The organism is Rhodopirellula sp. UH5, assembly GCF_056839225.1.
On record NZ_CM166390.1, the window covers coordinates 3256448 to 3274147 of the forward strand.

Below are 17700 nucleotides of genomic sequence, written 5' to 3' on the forward strand. Positions count from 1 at the left end.
AATACTGAGAGAAAACGCTGCGGCAGTATAGCCAATCCAGGACTTTCCGTTGGCTGCTGGATCCCGGTCCACGGCAAAGTTTTTTGATCCGCTTGACGGCGCACACCCCCAATCGTCAATCTGCACTGATCTCATCGCTCCTCGCGATTCGCGGATCGCTGAGACGGCCACCGATACTGCACGGACGGTTTTGGTTGTTGAATGTGGCCTCTTCGGCCAGCCATTTGTGATCCTTCCCCACCAACGATGGCCCATGACAAACGATCCTAGCCGCAACCAGCCCTCGACGGAATCGTCGGGTTCAAAACTGCTTCCCACCGACCCTTTGGTGGTCATTGGTTGGCGTGAGTGGGTCGGTTTGCCAGAGTTGAAGGTCCGTCACGTCAAAGCAAAGATCGACACCGGGGCGCGGTCCAGTTCGCTGCACGCTTTCGATGTTGACACTTATTTTGACAATGACGTTGAACGCGTTCGGTTCTCCATTCATCCTTTCCAGCGACGCGATGACCTTCACATCGAAGCCGATGTGCCCATCTTGGAACGACGCCACATTCGCAGCAGCAATGGCAATGTCAGCGAGCGGATTGTGATCCGAACCCCGCTGGAAATTCTGCGGCGTCGCGTGATGGTCGATTTGACACTCGCGAATCGTGACTCGATGGGATTCCGTATGCTGGTCGGTCGCGAAGCCATTCGCAATCGATTCCTGGTCGACTCCGCCGCTTCTTTTTTGGCTGGGCGTCGAAAACGCAAACGCTCCGGTGGAATCGAACCACCAACCAAGTGATCTCATCGAACCGACTCATCTCATCCGGTCGAACACCCAACTTTGCCCTCCGCCTCAGGCTCCAGCCTGATCCGTTGCCACGACGCTTCAGACCACCCCACCCGACTCCCAGCTCTCTGAGAGAAAACCCTTGAAACTTGCCATCCTGTCCTGCTCACCCCGTTGCTACAGCACCCGACGCTTGGTGGAAGCAGCTGAACAACGCGGCATCAAAGCCAAAGTTCTCAACACGCTGAAGTTTGCGATCGACTTGGCGGAGGGTGAACCCGATCTTTACTACCGCAGCAAACAGCTCAGCGACTACGACGGCGTGCTGCCCCGAATCGGCTCATCGATCACGTACTTCGGCACCGCCGTGGTCCGCCAGTTCGAACAGATGGACGTGTTCTGTGCGAACTCCTCCGCTGGGATCAGCAATTCACGCGACAAACTTCGCAGCATGCAAATCCTTTCTCGGCATCAGATTGGAATCCCTCAAACCACGTTCGTTCGCGACCGCAAGGACATCCTCCCGGCGATTGAACGCGTTGGCGGATCGCCGGTGATCATCAAGTTGCTGGAAGGCACTCAAGGTGTCGGCGTGATCTTGGCGGAAAACGTCAAGGTCGCCGAAGCCATCATTGAGACGCTGCAGAGCACCAAGCAAAACGTGCTGGTCCAACAGTTCGTTGCCGAAAGCCGCGGCAAAGACATTCGGGCGTTTGTGATCGGCGATCGAGTCGTGGCCGCGATGCGCCGCGTCGCCGTAGGAAACGAATTCCGCAGCAACGTTCACCGGGGCGGTCAAACCGAAGCGGTGGTGTTGGACGAAACCTATGCGGAGACCGCTGTTCGCGCCGCCCAAATCATGGGATTGCGAGTGGCTGGTGTGGACATGCTGGAAGGTGCCAATGGCCCGCAAGTGATGGAGGTCAACTCGTCACCCGGCCTGGAGGGCATCGAGTCCTCCACCAAACTGGACATCGCCGGGGCGATCATCGATTACATGTCCGCCCAAGTGGACTTCCCCGAAGTGGATGTTCGTCAACGACTGACGGTCAGCCGAGGCTACGGTGTGACGGAACTCCATGTTCGCGATGGATCGGACTACGTCGGGAAGACCATCGACGAATCCGGTTTGCCGGAACTGGACATCAATGTGTTGACGCTTTACCGCGGCACAACGGTGATCCCCAACCCGCGTCTGAAACGCACGCTCGAACCCCACGACCGACTGCTGTGCTTCGGAAAACTGGAAGCGATGCGAGGCATGGTTCCCGAGAAAGTCCGCAAGCAACGCCGCCCCAAAATCAAACGCCTTCCCGATTCCGCCGCGACCATTCAGGCCGAATCTTCTCGCGACGATTGATCCTCGACGGCACCACCCATCAAAAGCTCCAGACGCAACTGAAGTGGTTCGTCGGAGGTGCGATAGGCAAGCTCAATCGGGATGTAGCCGAGCGGGACACCGGCCACGGAATCCGTTGCCAACTTGACGGCATCTTTGTGCGTGCAGAGCAAGCGTTGAGGCGATGGATCCTTGGTTTTGAGCTTGGTGACCCACGCTCGCAGTTTTTCACGAGTGGCTCGTTCGTACGAATCATGGTCGGGCAGTCGCAAGTGATCCACGACAATCGCACCGCAGTCACGCACCGTTTGCTCGAACGCGTTGGGGTTCCCGATCGCTGACACCAACGCGACGGGTTGGTCGTTCAAGACCTCAATCGCCTCCCACTGACCAACCGAGTTCTGAATCGTCGACGGCCGGTGCTCGGTTTCTAAGATGGGACAATCCGGGGCGTACTGAGCGATGGTGGAGCGAATCGCGAGCACGTCTTCCGGATCGACTTGGTCCACGCGGGTGATCAAAATCCAATCCGCGCGAGCGACGCTGTCCAGCGGTTCTCGCAGGGTTCCACGCGGCAGCACGTGCCCATAGCCGAACGGACACGTCGCGTCCACGACGACAATGTCGAGATCTCGTTGCAATCGCCGATGCTGGAACCCATCGTCCATCACCAAGACTTCCGCCGCCAATTCCTCCACCGCGATACGAGCCGCTTCGACTCGGTCAGGGTGCTGAACGTGCGGCACATCGGGCAAGCGTTCTTGCAATTCCATGGCCTCGTCGTTCATCCCGCCGTCGGTGGCGCCATAGCCACGACTGATGATCGCCACGCGAAAATCCATGGCTCGCAAACGTCGGCAAAGGTCCGCGACGACGGGCGTCTTGCCCGTTCCACCGGTCGTCAAATTGCCCACGCTGAAGACGGGAACCCCGGCGCGGAAGGTCTCCTGTTTGCCGTTGTCGAATTGCCGACGGCGATGCCGTGCTGCCACGTTGTAAAAACCACTGGCACACCACAACGCTCCGCGAGCCAGGGCTGAAATCGGATTTCGAGATTGGCCACTGAGCAGTGGTCGATAGTCCCAACTCATGGTTTCATCTGTCCCTCATCCTCGGCCGATTGATCGGTCACATGTCTCAGCTCTTTGCCACCCGAATTTCGCCGACCACCGGTCAAGTCATCCGTCAACGGGGACTCCGACTGACTCAGTGTTTCATCGGTGCTTTGTGGGTCAATCTTTCGGCAGGCCTCCGTCAAAACTTCGGCGATATCATCCAGCCAATCTTCCCAGGTTTCAACGGTGGTCCCCTTGGGTGGCACGTTCGCCATTTCATCGCACAACAAAATCATCCGCAAACAGTGGCGAAATAGAATCCCCTCTTCCTTCTGAAGCTTTCTGGCGGTGACGTACTTGTTGAAATCTCCACCAAACTCCAGCAGTTCACCCACAATCCAAACCGGGCGAACGCGCACATCATCGACTTTCGGGAACTCATCGCGAAACAGTCGCAATAGTTTTTCACCGATGGTGAGTGGCCACACGCGAGGCTCTTCGAACATCACACGGCCAAAACCACGATCTTTCACCTCTTCCTCTTCTTCCTCCTGACCGCCACCAAGTTCTTCCGCCGATGCCAAACCTCGCTGCAGCAACAAGGCATCCAACCGGGTTTGAGCCAACTGGCCTGGCGGCACCATGTCGTACGAAGGCATGCGTGCAAATTTGGCAACCGAACCGGGCACCTCCAACATGCTTTCCATCGCCGCGATGCGTTCTTGATCATCGGCATCCGCCAACTGATCCGCCATGAAGACGCCGAACAACGGATTGACACTTTTGAGCTGCACCAATCGTTCGAGCCTGACAGTTGGCTTGGCCGTTTCGGGGCGGTACTCCTCCAGTTCATAGCCGCGTTTAGCAAGCGCTTCCGCGTCGTCGAGCGGCGTGTCTTCTTCGGGGGATGGCTCTGGTGAAGCCTTCGGTTCCGCCGCCCGCATCTCATCCAGCAACCCACCGAACAACCCGCCCGTTGCGGCCGGTTTCGATTCCGCAGCTTCCGCTTTGGGCTGCCCAGGCTTGGTTCCCTTGGGCGTCGGTTTGCGTTCGGGAGCGATCCGAGGCAGCGGTTCCAGTTCCACGTAACCGCCCGACCACAGGGTGATCAGCATCCGATTGAGATCCTTTTGGGCCACTTCCACTTGGGCGGGCGTCATCAACCGACGTCCCACCAATTCGCGGATCGGTTGGACGCTCGGATCCTTGGACAACAGATACGCGAGCAACCGCCACGGGACTTTGCCGCGACTGGAAAGATCCGCCGATTTGGCAACCTGCAATTGTTCGAATTGCGTTTGAGTCCAATACGATTCCCCCGCTCGCCGCTTGGGCATCTTCTTCTTCAGTTGTTTTTTCGCCCGCATCAACCCGGGGTCTTTGGTGTCCTCCGGAATGGAATCGTATTTCTCACGCCAGCGATTGATTTTGACATCGTCCTCGTGGGCCAATGCAAAAACGTAGCCTCGATCATCGAACTGGGGACGTCCTGCGCGGCCAAAGATCTGCTGAGCTGAAGCAATGTCGACCAGCTTCTTTTTGTCACGGGGCCCCTTCAACAAACAAGGCAACACCACGCTCCGAGCTGGCAGATTGATTCCTGCAGCGAGTGTTTCGGTGCACACACAGATGCTGAGCAGTTTCTTCTGGAACAACTCTTCAACAATCCGGCGGTAACGTGGCAAGATCCCCGCGTGGTGGACACCGACGCCTCGCATCAAAATCTGCTTCAACTTCGGCCCCACGCCGTTGGTGAAGTCGGCGGCATTGAGAATGTCCGCCAACTCCTTTTGGTGGGCTTTGTCGATCAACGATTTCCCCTTGAGCATTTCGGCATTGGTCCAGCACATCGATCGACTGAAGCAAAACAGCAACGCGGGAGTCCGGCGTTCTTCGACGCTTCCTGCGGCGATTTTTTCACAAAACTCATTCAACAAATCATCTTCGACCCACTCGTATTGCAGCGGCACTTTTCGTTCGGTGCCCTGCACCAATTGCAGGTTCCGACCGTGGGCGTTGCGGAGCCAACTGGTGAACGCCATGGAGTTCCCCACCGTCGCACTGAGCAACAGCGTGCGAACAGGTTTGGGCAGCAACCCCAGCGTCAGTTCCCAAACCACCCCGCGTTCGTAGTCGTTGAACGAGTGAAATTCATCCATCACCACACAGGTGACGTCGTCGAACACAAAGGCATCGGGGTTGAGCAAGCGGTTGAGCAGGATCTCGGCGACCACCACCAGCACGGGCGCATCGGCGTTGACGCTGCGGTTGCCGGTCACCAAGCCCACTTGATCCGCCGAGAATCCCCAGCGCACCGCCGACTCTCGCAGTTCGTCGAGCTTCTGGTCGGTCAACGCAATCAGCGGCGTGGTGTAGTACATCCGTTTGCCGGTCCGCAGCGCCTCGTAAACCGCGGCTTCGGCTATCAACGTTTTCCCGGTGCCGGTCGGGGCACAAACCAACACACCGTGCTGAGCCGCTGGCCCACCTTCGGTCGCTTGAGTGTTGCCGGTGAAGTACGCCAGCAACGCCTCCTCTTGAACCGGATAGGGCTCGTAGGGGAGCAGTTCAAAGTACTCCTCTGCCAGCGTGTCACGATCGAGATCCGGGTCGACCGTGGCAGAGCGGGGGGGAAGTGATTCGGGCGTGGAAGGCGAGTTAGCATTCATGCCGCCGTTGTATCATATGAATGACAAATGGGGGCTGGCCTGGGGCGACACATTCCATCCGCGGCCGGCATTCTGCTTGACGATGGGCCTCCGTTTCTTTGGCGGATTCTCCCGTCCGAAGCTTGGCACCGACTCCTCACCGTCAACCAAGTTCGATGACCGAAGCGGCGCCAAAATCGCCGGTGCCAAGGACGCCCAATTCCAGCAGCAGACCTTCGCAATCACAAAAGAAACACATTTCCCAAAGTAGCGGCAGGACGCAACCGCACTCCCATCGTTCGCCTCTCGCTCCTTCGCTACGAGTTGCAACCGGCACCATCCCTACGAGCAAGCGAGCCTGGCCATTCCTCCATTGATTGGCAAACCGCGAGTTCGATCTGGTCAAAAACGAAGCTAGGCTCCCCCTGAGTCATTCAATTAAAAGGGGGCAACTTTAATGAAGACCAATGGGGCAATTGCGCGAGAACGTTCACAATGGCGAATTCTTGCACTGACCATCGCCATCGCACTTCCAGTCACCGGGGTGCAGTCGGCCTGGGGTGTCAATCCGACATCACACGACAACGAACGCCATGACGTTCAAACCCTGAAGTTCGGCATGTCGACTGCTTTGAGCGGACCGGCGGGGGAACTGGGCATCCACATGCGGCATGGAATCCTTGCCGCGTTTGCTGAAGCGACGACACAAAAGGTCTTCCCTGGCAAACGACTGGATCTGATCGCGTTGGATGATGGGTATGAACCGGCTCGCACCGCGTTGAACATGCACCAACTGACGGAAGTGCATCAGGTGTTGACTGTGATTGGCAATGTTGGAACTCCCACAGCGATCACAGCGATTCCAATTGCTCAGAAGACGCAAACCCCATTCTTTGGTGCTTTCACCGGAGCCAGTCTGCTCCGAAGAGAGCCCCTCCCCAACTGCGTCATCAACTACCGCGCCAGCTACGCAGAAGAGACGGCAGCCATCGTGGATGCATTGGTGGCGAAAGGGATCCGACCAGAAGAGATTGGCTTTTTCACCCAGAACGACAGCTTCGGAGACGACGGTTTTTTTGGAGGACTGGCCGCGATCAGGCGGCATCAAACCATCAAAATATCGAGCGTTCCGCATGGCCGCTATCGCCGAAACACATCGCAGGTCGAAGATGGACTGGCGGACCTGTTGATGCATCATCCGACGCCCAAAGCGGTCATCATGGTCGGCAGCTATGAACCCTGCTCGAAATTGATTCGCCTGGCGAGGCAGAATGATTTCAACCCGCAATTCCTTGCGATTTCGTTTATTGGTTCCGATGCACTGCAACAATCGCTGGGCGAAATGGCCGACGGGATTGTTGCCACGCAGGTCGTGCCTCATTTCAATCGCGACCTGCCGTTGGTCTGCGAATACCGCGACGCGATGCAGAAATACGATTCAGAGATTCCTCTGTCGTTTGTTTCGCTGGAGGGATACACGGTCGGTCGGATCCTGATCAAGGCGGTGGCATCCATTCGCGTCGAAATCAGCCGTCCCGCCATCCTGGAAGCGTTTGAACAACTGGGGCAATTTGACATTGGGCTGGGCAGCCCCCTGACGCTGGGACCAAACGATCATCAAGCCAGCAACCGGGTGTGGCCCGTCATGCTCAAGGCCGATGGAAGCGAATCGCTGTCATGGGAGGAGTTGCCCAGTGAGTGACCCCACCCCAACCATCGACGACGCGTCCAACCAGAAATCCAGAAACGCACATGCCGCGCAACGCCGAGTGCGTTGGCTGAGTGCCACTGGCGTCTGCAGCGGGATGCTGTTTTTCTTCATCGCGACTGCGCTCTTGGATTGGCATCGAGACAGCCGCATGCACGCCAACGCAATCGTCAAGCAGGTCGACGATGCACAATCCGGCATGGACCGCGTGACGGTGATCCGGAATCAAGAATGGACGGGACTGTTGTCCGGATCACCCTCGTCCCTCGAGGATCCAGTGAGCGACTCCCAGAACAACTGGCAACAAGAACTGGTGCCGGTTCAAAGCACCTTCGACTCTTTGAATGCCACGCTCAACCTTCAGGGCAATCAGAAACTGGGCATTGCCACCGAACCGTTGAAGAAATGGAACGATCAAGCTGCACACTGGAGTCACCGGCACTCGGAACTGAACGCAGCGGCAGAAACGCAGTTCACAGAACTCGACATTGCACTTGATCAACTGCAGCAAGACGCTGATGAACAGCGTGGCATTCATCGCCTCAAAATCGCAGTCGGCCTGCGAAGTCATTTCTCGAAGCGTCCCAAACCGATCGATGAAATCCTGAAAGACTGCTCGCGTTCGGCCCTGCTCAATCAACGCAGCGGAGACCTCAAGGAACTGCGTCTGTATCTCAACCAGTTGATCGCGAGTTTCCATGTCGACCACTTGGCGGACCTCAGCCAGAATCAAATCCGTCCGGTGCTGCTGCGTCTTAAGACATCAAGTGAAGAGCTCGGAAAGTCGCAGGAGGTGCAGCAGGTCAACGACGCCATCTTCGGTCCCACGGACGACGACGGCAACCAAACCAATTTCGACCGCCCCCACGGGCTGGATCCCCGACCTGAAATCCCTCCTGGGATCCTGTCGCTCCAATTCGCCCTCGCGGAAAGTCAATCGGAGCGTCAGCGACTTGCTGAATCAGCGGCGGAGCATGCCCGCTTACTCGATGACCAACGCAACAAGCTTGCGATGGCAGGCGACCAAGTGAAGAGCCAGTGCATCGAAAAATTTGCCAACACGCTTCAAACGATCTGGCTTGCGAACCTCGCATCCGGATGCATCCTCGGAATGCTGTTCCTCTTCCTCACTCACAAAGTTTCTCAAGACATTGCGATGCAAGTCGATGCCATCGATCAGACGGCTACCGATCTGGCGAACGAACAATTGTTCCTGGAATCGGTCCTGTCCAATTTGCCGATTCCTCTGTACTGGAAAGACGAGACCGGACGCTACCAAGGTTGCAGTCGATCGTTCGCGGAATGGACGGGATTTTGCTCCGAAGAGGACATCGTTGGACACACGGATGCGGACCTGCCCTGGGACGACGCCACTCAAGAACACAAAATCGATCTTGAACGGTCGATCATGCGATACGGGATTCCAATCAAGAACCAAGAGATCCTGCAAACGCGAGCAGACGGAAAGCCGTACGTCGTGCTCGCCAGCAAGACGCCGCTGTACAACAACCAAAACGCCAGCGTGGGCCTTGTTGGCACCTACATCGACATCACTGAGCGCAAGACGGCAGAGGAGCGTCTGAATGGGTTGGCGAAAATCCAATCCGAGTGTCCCAGCGAAATCTACGTGTTCAACATGCAGACGTTTGAACTGCTGGAACTCAATCATGCCGCCTGCCAAAACCTGTTGGTGGACGAAGAGGAATACCGCGGCAAATCGATTTCAAGCTATTTGAAGGAATCAACGACCGAGAATCTGGTGGAACTCTTGCGTCCCATCGTCGACGGTGAAGCGGTCGAAGTGGAATACGAGCTGACACATTTGCGAACCGACGGGACCTGCTATCCCGTTCACGTTCGAACGCTCACGATCGAGCATGGATCGGCGCAAGCCTTCGTCGCCTGTGCAACAGACATGACGCTTTACAAAAAGCTGGAGAGCAAACTGCTGCAAGCGCAGAAACTGGAATCGATCGGGCAACTGGCAGCGGGCATCGCTCACGAAATCAACACGCCCATGCAGTGCATCTGCGGGAACATTGATTTTCTGCAAAACTACTCGGATCGCTTGCTCCAAATTGTGGATACGTTCCAAGGACTGCTGGAGAAGAGCCCGGAGTGCTGGGAGCATCGAATTGCTACGATTGCAGAACTACTGAAGAAGAATCGATTCGACTTCATTCGGTCTCAATTCCCAATGGCGATCGAAGAGACTTCGACAGCAGCCAACCGAGTGGTTGAAATCGTCCGCGCCATGCGTGTCATGTCGCATCCGGGATCTCACTCGAAGAGCCCCACGGATATCAATGCTCTGATTCGAGACGCCAGCATTCTCAGCCGAAACCGCTGGAAGTGCGCTGCCACAGTCGACCTCGTGCTTGACACCGAATTGCCAACGATCGATGCCCGCCCCGCTGAACTCAGCCAGGTGTTCCTCAATCTGATCATCAACGCCGCGGATGCGATCGGCGACACTCCGCAAAGTGGTTCAAGCGAGCTCGGTCAGATTCGAGTCGTCACGAAATACGATGACGACAACATCTACATCGAACTCAGTGACAATGGCCCGGGGATGTCGGATGAAGTCAAGGCGAAGGCCTTTGAGCCCTTTTTCACGACCAAAGAAGTCGGCAAAGGCACGGGCCAAGGATTGTCGATTGCCTACGACGTGATCACCAAGCTGCATGGCGGAACGGTGGACCTCCAAAGCGACATGGGCGAGGGAACGTTGTTCACGTTGTGCCTGCCACGTCAGACTGACGAAGAAGCCCCGACTTCCACGGGCATCGCGGTCGCCCCGACGACCATGCCAAACATTTCGACCCCAGCCGTCATCACGTGAATGCGTGAGCTTCGGAGGATGCATGTCGTCACGGAGGGGGAACCGGCGCTGCTGCAGTTCGCCTGGGACTATCGCCCGAACAGTTTATCGATTCGAAGCTTTTCGAAACCTTTGTTCAGGCTGTCTTCCAGCTGTTGTTGGCCGCGGCCAAGTTGTTCCTGCAAGAAGTTGGCCCCGGCCTCTTGAGCGGCACGTGTTCCCATGTCCGCCACAATCCGCTGAATCCCGGACGAATCCAACCGGGGACGATCCAAGGTTCCGTTGACTGGGATCGTGATCGTCTGCCCTGAAAGCACGCTCAGGTCGCTTCCAATCCACGAGGCGTCCAGCGGAATTTGAGCCATCAAATCCAGCTGCCCGTCCATCGTCACACGCCCACTGGTGGTGACCTTGGCCCGATCGATTTCCAACAGCAGCGCGCGGTGATCCACGACCCCGCCGGCCACATTGAATTCGATGGTCTGCGCTGGCATGGTGATCAGCGTTCGATTGCTGCGAGGCGGATTGGAACTGGATCCAATCGCCGCGAGTGATTGCAGTTGGCGAGCCCCAGCGATGACCTGATCGGCCAAGGGACCGGCATTCATCCGAACTTGATCGACTTCCAATCGCCCGCGAATCGTCGATTGATTGGGGTTGTCGATGGAGACCGTGCCTTGCTCGAGCGTTGCACTGAAGGTGCCATCCACGCGCGCTGCATCGGCTGCAATCGGTGCGATGTATTTCAACCACTGACCGGTGATTTCTGGCGTCAGCTGGACGTTTTTCGCAATGGGGCCCGGCTTGAGTTCAATCCAAATCGCGGGCCGGTAGTGCACGTCGCCCGCCAACAAGAGCTTGCCATTTGCAACCGCCGCGTTGCTGCCCGTTTGATAAGTTGCCGGATCATTTGGGTCGTAATCCAGCGGCGCAACCTGAGGGCCGTATTGCTGAGTCACGTAACGACTGGCTCCCAACACCGGAATCGTACTGGGAGCAATCGAGACAACCGACTCCGTCATTTGAAACGGCACCTCAGCAGGCCCGAACCACATGCCCGCCGCATCGACGCTCTCCCAGCCCAAGCTGCCATCGACATTGAACGAGAACTGATCCTGGGGACCTTGCACGTACTGCAATTTGAGAGGTGTGGGGTGAACTCCCTCGGCGATGATGGGGGTTCCTGTCAACTCGGTGATCCGGCGAGCCACCTCGTCCATTTTGAAATTTGCGGGACCTTCGAGTCGAACCGATTGCTGCTCGCCTTTCCAATCGACAGTGCCCGACAGCGTGGTCGCGAACCAGTCGCCCGCAATCTGCATCCCTTTGGCCTGCAATGACGATTCGTTCAGATTCCATTCGGCTCGGCCATCGACACGAAGATTGGGTTCCGACCAGACGACTCGCTTGGTGCTGTTGAAGTTGACCGACGTCGGTGGAACCGTTTCGACCAATTCGAACTTTTGTCCGGTCAAATGCGAATCCAAGAACAACACGGCGGGATCGCCGGTCGCCACGACGCTGCCTTCCATTTTCCCTCGCAGCAACCACTCGCTGGACGCGGCGTTGTTGGCGGCTGCGTCGCTGGACGCTGTGTTTCGATAGGCGACTTGCTGAACAGATCGTGCTTGAGAGTTCGACTGCGACAACCGTGGGTCTTGCGGACGATTGGCGAGCCGTTCTCGCATGCTGGTCTGCAGCCTTTCCAGTTCCGCTTGCCAAGCGATTTCGATGTCAGTCATGCCGCCGATCCATTCTCCCTGGATCGCCGCAGAGGCCGCATCACCAGCGACTGTCAACGAGCGAATGATAACGTCCTGCTGCGGGTAGCTGGCTTTGCCATCAAAGTGCAGCTTGACCAGCTGTTGCTCCCAGATCTGATCTGACATCGGGACTTCGAGCTGAGTGATCTGGGCGTCCATGGATTCCAACAAGGCCGCGCCGGACTGACTCAGTCCCCCACGGGCATTGAAGCGAAAACCGCCCTGCAGAGATTCGTATCCGGCGGGCATCCACGGGGCCAATGTCTGCGCGATCGCATTGAGCTGCCCCTGGCCACTCATTCGCAAAGGAATCAAACGGTCGACATCCAGAGCGGAAATGGCCTGAACCAACTCGACATCGGCTTCCAGTCCGTTGCCCAGGATATTCAGTTTTCCACTGATCAACTCCGCCAACCGCCCACCGCCACTCGCTTGCCAGCGGCCGGTGATGTCCAACTGCGACTGCAAGGAAGAAGGTTGAAAACTCTGTCCAGGCGTCAACTCGATCGCCAATCCGGTCATGCGTCCATCACCACGCAGACGCCATGTCCCGTCGTTTTGAGCGTTCCACTGCAGCCCGCCTTGAACGTTCCCTTCCAAACGGCGGTCATCCAGATCGATCAAAGGACGAAGGATGCGGGCGAGCTTGCCAAAATTGATATCCACATTGGCAGAACCGCTGCGCAAATCACCTTGACCATTGACAACCGCAAAGGGGCTGTCGAGTTCAAATTGTTCGGCGAAGAGCCGTTGGGTGTCACTGGCTACGACGGCGAGCACGTCAATGGGTGCCACACGAATCTCACCACCTTGGGATTGGGCTTGGATGATCCCGCTGCGAATCATCAAGCGGCGGCGACGTGCATTTCCTCCGCCAATCGCGGATGCACCTCCGCCCGCGATGGGTTCGATCCGTGCTTCGACGATTCCGTCGACCAACGTGACCCCATTTCGCAGCGGCAGCAACTCAGGAAGTGCCCGTCGCAAGCGAGGTAAATCGACCTGCACGGTCACGGTCGCATCGACTTGATTCAACCAAGCCAACGGATTCGTCGTGTTGCCAGCCAGGGAGACGGAATCGGGGAACGATCCATTCATTTGCACACTGGCGAAATCGGTCTTCGCGTTGATTTGTCGGGCGCTGACCCGTCCTCCGCGAATCTGCAAATCACCGTCGAAGGTGGCCAACTCGTTGTCCCACAGTTTTCGTCCCGTTTTTGAATCGCTCGCAACCAAATTGCGAACATTCAATTGACGCAGAGAAACATTGGGCTCGCCGGTTCCTGTCAGGGTCAATTGTGTTTGCCCTGACAAATCACCGGTGATCGCCGTCGGCAGTTCACTGCCGGGGAAACGACGCTGGGCCAAGGCCAGAACCGACAGAGGCAGCGAATCAGCATCGATCTCGACCGACAACTGCTCCGCTGCAGTGGATTCAGCGGTCGCATCCATTGCCAGCTTGACGTGGCCGGCCACCGATCCATCGCCCCCTCCAGGCTGGCTCAAGACACCATCAAAGGTGACGTCCAGCCAGGAAGCGTCGAGAATCGCTTCGGCATGGGACTGACTCAGCGTCCACGTTTGGTTGGTCTCGGCATCAGTCGCCAGAACTGCCACGTCCTGCAGTTTGACGATGCCTTGCGGAACAAAGGCGGAAGGTTCGTTGGAGGGAGCAAGAAGCGTCGCCAAATCATCTTCGAGCGACGTCGTTCCATTCTCCACCGTGCATGAAAGTTGCACGCCACGAACGAGGACTTCACCGAATTGTCCCGCCTGAGGCTCACCCGACCAAAGGTCGCTCAATGAGATCGAGGTCTGCAATTCATCGACGATGATTTCGGACTTGCCGAATCGCCCCACGACGTGCAGCCCTTGAATTTGCAGTGGGGTCAGCCAGCCAATTTGCAGGGAGTCGGCACTTGCATCCAGGTCATACGATTCCAGCGTTCGGACCAAAAAGGAACGCCCCATCGGTGAATGACTGACGAGGCTGGGAAGAGCCCCGACACCAAGAATGACAAAGGCAAGCAAGACCAGCACGAGCGTTCGTTTGCGCTGCAGTCGACCTTGTCGACGACTGCGAGTGCGAACTTCTTGCGAACGCTCCATGACGCCTAATTTGGCATCGAGGTCGTAATCCCGGGCCGCTTTGCGTCGCATTGCCGTCGATCCAATCCGTGAAAAGTAGTGCTCGCAACCCCATCCATCGTGGTGCGGCAGGGCGGAGCATACTCCTTTTCGACGCATGACCCCAAGAGACGTTTTTGAACCCCTGGTCAGACGTCTGCGATGGCGGAAGACAAGTCGTCCGACACGAGAATTCCATTGGCCCACCGATTCTGTCGGCGCATAAAAAAAGCTCCCGGAAAGTACGAGGTCCTAGGGGGGCGGAGGACAACGCGCTTCTGTTCCGGGAGCCGGTGGTCGGTTTGTTCGATCGAGTGAGCACATCCTTGTGATCACCAACCGAACGTCCGTCATCTCAAAATCCTAACAAGGGTTTCCAGGTCAATCCGTGACCATCAAAACATCTTGAAAATCTCGCAGCCAGCCTTTCAATTGAAATCAAAAGACGACCTGTGCGAGATGCGATTTCGAAACTTCGCACGTCGCAATCGGACCGGGTTGGAGGTCCGTTTGCGACGATGGGGGCAACTTAGCGGGGGCCGCTTTCGTGGGTCAAGCCGAGTTCGCAAAAAGTCTTTCAGGTTCTGGAAGCTCATGTCACTCCTGTCCATTTTGGTCCCCGAAATCGTTTAGAATCGGCCTGAAAACTTTCTCGATATTCTTTTCATCCCCGCCAAAGCCCCTTCCTTCCATGCAGTTCACTCCACGTCGTAAAACCAAGACAACGTCTTCGACTTCGACCAGCGCCCCCTCCACGACTGCGCTGCCCTCAACAGAATCGTCACCTCGCGTTTTGAATTCGTTGCTCAGCCCATCCCTCGCCAACGCTGCCTCCCCAAGAGCATCGCATGGTCAATTGCTAGCAAATCGGTTTCGCCGTCTGACTTGGCTCGCACCCATCATCGTGTTGTTGGTTTGCGTCGGCTGCCAGCCTCCGGCCAACGAGCAAGCGGACTCAGCCGACAAACCGCTCCACTTCGCAGTCATTCCCAAGGGCACCACCCATATTTTCTGGCAATCGGTCAAACTGGGGGCTGAACAAGCGGGTGACGAAATCGGTGCGAAGATCACCTTCCGAGGCCCCTCGAAAGAAAACGACCGGGATGAGCAGATCAATGTCGTCCAAGGATTTCTCAACGCTCGCGTCGATGGCATTTTGCTGGCTCCGCTGGATGCCGATGCCTTGATCCGACCGGTGAAGGAGGCCAGCCGCGCCGGTGTCCCCGTGGTGATCTTCGACAGCGGACTGAACACCGACCCGGGCGACTACGTTTCTTATGTGGCCACCGACAATTTCGAAGGCGGCAAATTGGCGGCCCAGGCGATGGCCAATGCATTGGGGGCAGACGGCGGCGATGTGATCTTGCTGCGTTACCAACAAGGCAGTGAAAGCACACACCAACGCGAAGAGGGATTCTTGGCTGCGATCGCAAAACATGAGAATATTCGCGTGATCAGCAGTGACCAGTACGCCGGAACGACGACAGAGACCGCCATCGACAAAGCCCAAGCGTTGCTGAATCGCTTCGGTGACACGGTGGATGGAATTTGCACCGTTTGCGAGCCGACAGCCGAGGGCGCACTGCGAGCACTTCGCGAACGCCAATTGGCAGGCAAAGTCAAATTGGTCACTTTTGACAGCAGTGATTCACTGCGAGAATCACTTTCAGCGGGCGAAACGCACGCGATTGTGCTGCAAGATCCCGTCGCCATGGGTTATCAAGCGGTCAAAACGATGGCAGCTCACCTCCGCGGCGAGACGACCGAAGCGTTCCTCGACACCGGTGTTTTTGTTGCTACAGCAGAGAATCAAGACGAGGAAACCATCGCTCGACTGCTCCGCCCCGCCGTCGCGGGCGAGTGAGACCGAGCGACGGATGACCGCGTGCGGGTCGGAACCCAATAAAATTGCCTTCCTGCCGCATCTGATCAGTGTTGCAAACGACAGGCAGCGGATAGACTTCCCGGAATGAACAGAATGAGAAATCAACACCAACCGCGTGCAGGACGCGGAACACGACCAGCCCGCTTCGAAGAACCGGTCGACACGATCGCTCTGCTTGAATCCGTTGGACCGGTGGAAACACCGCCGGAAATGGACTCCTTTGATGAGCTGGACTTGTCTCCGATCATGCGTGAATCGGTGAAAGCAGCTGGATTCACAGCTCCATCGCCCATCCAAGCCGCCTTGATCCCGCATGCCCTCAATGGCAGGGACGTGATTGGTCAGGCTCGCACAGGCACCGGTAAAACCGCGGCCTTCAGCATTCCAATCCTTGAGCAACTCGATTCGCTGGAAGATTGTCGCGACCCGCAAGCAATTGTGATTGTCCCGACTCGCGAATTGGCCGATCAAGTCGCCGCCGAGGCCGAAAGGCTTGCCCGCGGGGTTCCGACCGAAATTGCCGTGCTCTCCGGCGGAAAAAACATGAACCGCCAGCTTCGGCAGCTGGAAAATGGCACGCAGCTCGTCGTCGGGACTCCCGGTCGAGTGCACGATCACCTGCAACGAGGCACTCTGCGCACTGACAAAGTCTGGTGCGTGGTCCTGGATGAAGCCGACCGGATGCTGGACATCGGTTTCCGGCCTCAAATCGAGCGGATCATGCGGAAGTGCCCCCGAAATCGGCAGACCTTGCTGCTTTCGGCCACCCTTCCACCGGTCGTTCGACGACTGGCCGAAAGCTACATGCAAGAACCAATCGTGATCGATTGCTGCCGCGACGAAATGTCGGTCGACACAATCGAACAGCGATACTTCACCATCGCCCAAGACGACAAAGTCCGATTGCTGGAATCGTTGCTGAAACGCGAAAACCCTGAACAGGCGATCATCTTCTGCCGCACCAAGCGGGGCACTGACCGCCTGCACCGGAAGCTTTCGCAGGAATACGGAGGCGCTTGCGGAGCCATTCACGGCGATTTGCAACAACGGGAACGCGATCGCGTGCTTCAAAAACTTCGCGATGGAAATCTGAAGTTCCTGGTGGCGACGGATGTCGTCGGCCGCGGGATTGACATCAGCACGATCTCACACATCGTCAATTTCGATGTCCCGCAAGATTGCGACGACTATGTTCACCGCGTTGGCCGCACAGGCCGCATGGGCCGAGATGGCGTTGCGTACACCTTCGTGGTGCCAGGTGAAGGTGACATTCTGACCAGCATTGAGCAACGGATCAACAAATTGCTGATCCGAGATCAAATGGATGGCTTTGAATCGCCTGCTGAGAAAGCGGCTGCGGTTGCGGCAGCAGCGCCCGAACCAGAGAAAGAGTTGCGGCGCACCCTCAATCCTATGACACGAAAACGCCCTCGCCGGCGCTGATTCTTCCGAGGGAACTTTTTCGCAAGTCCAACGTCCAACCTGACGCAAGAATGTGTCGATTGTGACGGATGTGAGCCGCGAGACCTCTAACCCAACGTTCCCGCCCCCTCTTGTGGGTGAACCGCTCGGGTCGATT

9 protein-coding genes are annotated in these 17700 nt (G+C 57.1%); 6 read left to right on the forward strand and 3 right to left on the reverse strand.

Going from position 1 to position 17700, the window contains the following annotated elements:
• Positions 1 to 253: 253 nt before the first annotated feature.
• Both UH5x_RS11660 and UH5x_RS11665 read left to right on the forward strand, forming a co-directional pair.
• Entirely contained in the window at positions 254 to 787 is a 534-nt protein-coding gene (locus UH5x_RS11660) for an ATP-dependent zinc protease family protein (RefSeq protein WP_482635747.1), read from the forward strand.
• A 130-nt stretch (positions 788 to 917) separates the two neighbouring features.
• The gene (locus UH5x_RS11665) at positions 918 to 2135 is read left to right on the forward strand and encodes a RimK family alpha-L-glutamate ligase (protein ID WP_047813609.1); all 1218 of its coding nucleotides are present in this window, start codon (positions 918 to 920) and stop codon (positions 2133 to 2135) included.
• On the opposite strand, the gene lpxK is transcribed toward UH5x_RS11665, so the two are convergent.
• Positions 2108 to 3205: a tetraacyldisaccharide 4'-kinase gene (gene lpxK, locus UH5x_RS11670; protein WP_482635748.1), complete on the reverse strand. Its 1098-nt coding sequence runs from the start codon at positions 3203 to 3205 to the stop codon at positions 2108 to 2110. The two genes, UH5x_RS11665 and lpxK, sit on opposite strands and share 28 nt — an antisense overlap.
• Complete coding sequence (locus UH5x_RS11675; RefSeq protein ID WP_047813611.1) at positions 3202 to 5838, reverse strand: DEAD/DEAH box helicase; 2637 nt, start codon at positions 5836 to 5838, stop codon at positions 3202 to 3204. Before UH5x_RS11675 ends, lpxK begins: the two co-directional genes overlap by 4 nt.
• A 598-nt stretch (positions 5839 to 6436) precedes the next feature.
• On the opposite strand from UH5x_RS11675, the gene UH5x_RS11680 reads away from it, so the two are divergent.
• Both UH5x_RS11680 and UH5x_RS11685 read left to right on the forward strand, forming a co-directional pair.
• Positions 6437 to 7519, forward strand: coding sequence for an ABC transporter substrate-binding protein (locus UH5x_RS11680; RefSeq protein ID WP_482635749.1), 1083 nt, complete (start codon positions 6437 to 6439; stop codon positions 7517 to 7519).
• Positions 7512 to 10367: a PAS domain-containing sensor histidine kinase gene (locus UH5x_RS11685; protein ID WP_482635750.1), complete on the forward strand. Its 2856-nt coding sequence runs from the start codon at positions 7512 to 7514 to the stop codon at positions 10365 to 10367. The genes UH5x_RS11680 and UH5x_RS11685 overlap by 8 nt, the downstream gene beginning before the upstream one ends.
• Positions 10368 to 10435: 68 nt before the next feature.
• On the opposite strand, the gene UH5x_RS11690 is transcribed toward UH5x_RS11685, so the two are convergent.
• Positions 10436 to 14269: a hypothetical protein gene (locus UH5x_RS11690; protein ID WP_482635751.1), complete on the reverse strand. Its 3834-nt coding sequence runs from the start codon at positions 14267 to 14269 to the stop codon at positions 10436 to 10438.
• Between the two features lie 769 nt (positions 14270 to 15038).
• Here UH5x_RS11690 and UH5x_RS11695 point away from each other — a divergent pair.
• Entirely contained in the window at positions 15039 to 16100 is a 1062-nt protein-coding gene (locus UH5x_RS11695) for an ABC transporter substrate-binding protein (protein WP_236696116.1), read from the forward strand.
• 114 nt (positions 16101 to 16214) lie between these two features.
• Positions 16215 to 17564: a DEAD/DEAH box helicase gene (locus UH5x_RS11700; protein WP_047813616.1), complete on the forward strand. Its 1350-nt coding sequence runs from the start codon at positions 16215 to 16217 to the stop codon at positions 17562 to 17564.
• Positions 17565 to 17700 lie beyond the last annotated feature (136 nt).

Coding starts and splice junctions, on each gene's coding strand:
- UH5x_RS11675 (WP_047813611.1), bottom strand. CDS start 5,838: ATGAATGCTAACTCGCCTTCCACGCCCGAATCACTTCCCCCCCGCTCT.
- UH5x_RS11690 (WP_482635751.1), bottom strand. CDS start 14,269: ATGCGACGCAAAGCGGCCCGGGATTACGACCTCGATGCCAAATTAGGC.
- lpxK (WP_482635748.1), bottom strand. CDS start 3,205: ATGAGTTGGGACTATCGACCACTGCTCAGTGGCCAATCTCGAAATCCG.
- UH5x_RS11680 (WP_482635749.1), top strand. CDS start 6,437: ATGTCGACTGCTTTGAGCGGACCGGCGGGGGAACTGGGCATCCACATG.
- UH5x_RS11700 (WP_047813616.1), top strand. CDS start 16,215: ATGAGAAATCAACACCAACCGCGTGCAGGACGCGGAACACGACCAGCC.
- UH5x_RS11660 (WP_482635747.1), top strand. CDS start 254: ATGACAAACGATCCTAGCCGCAACCAGCCCTCGACGGAATCGTCGGGT.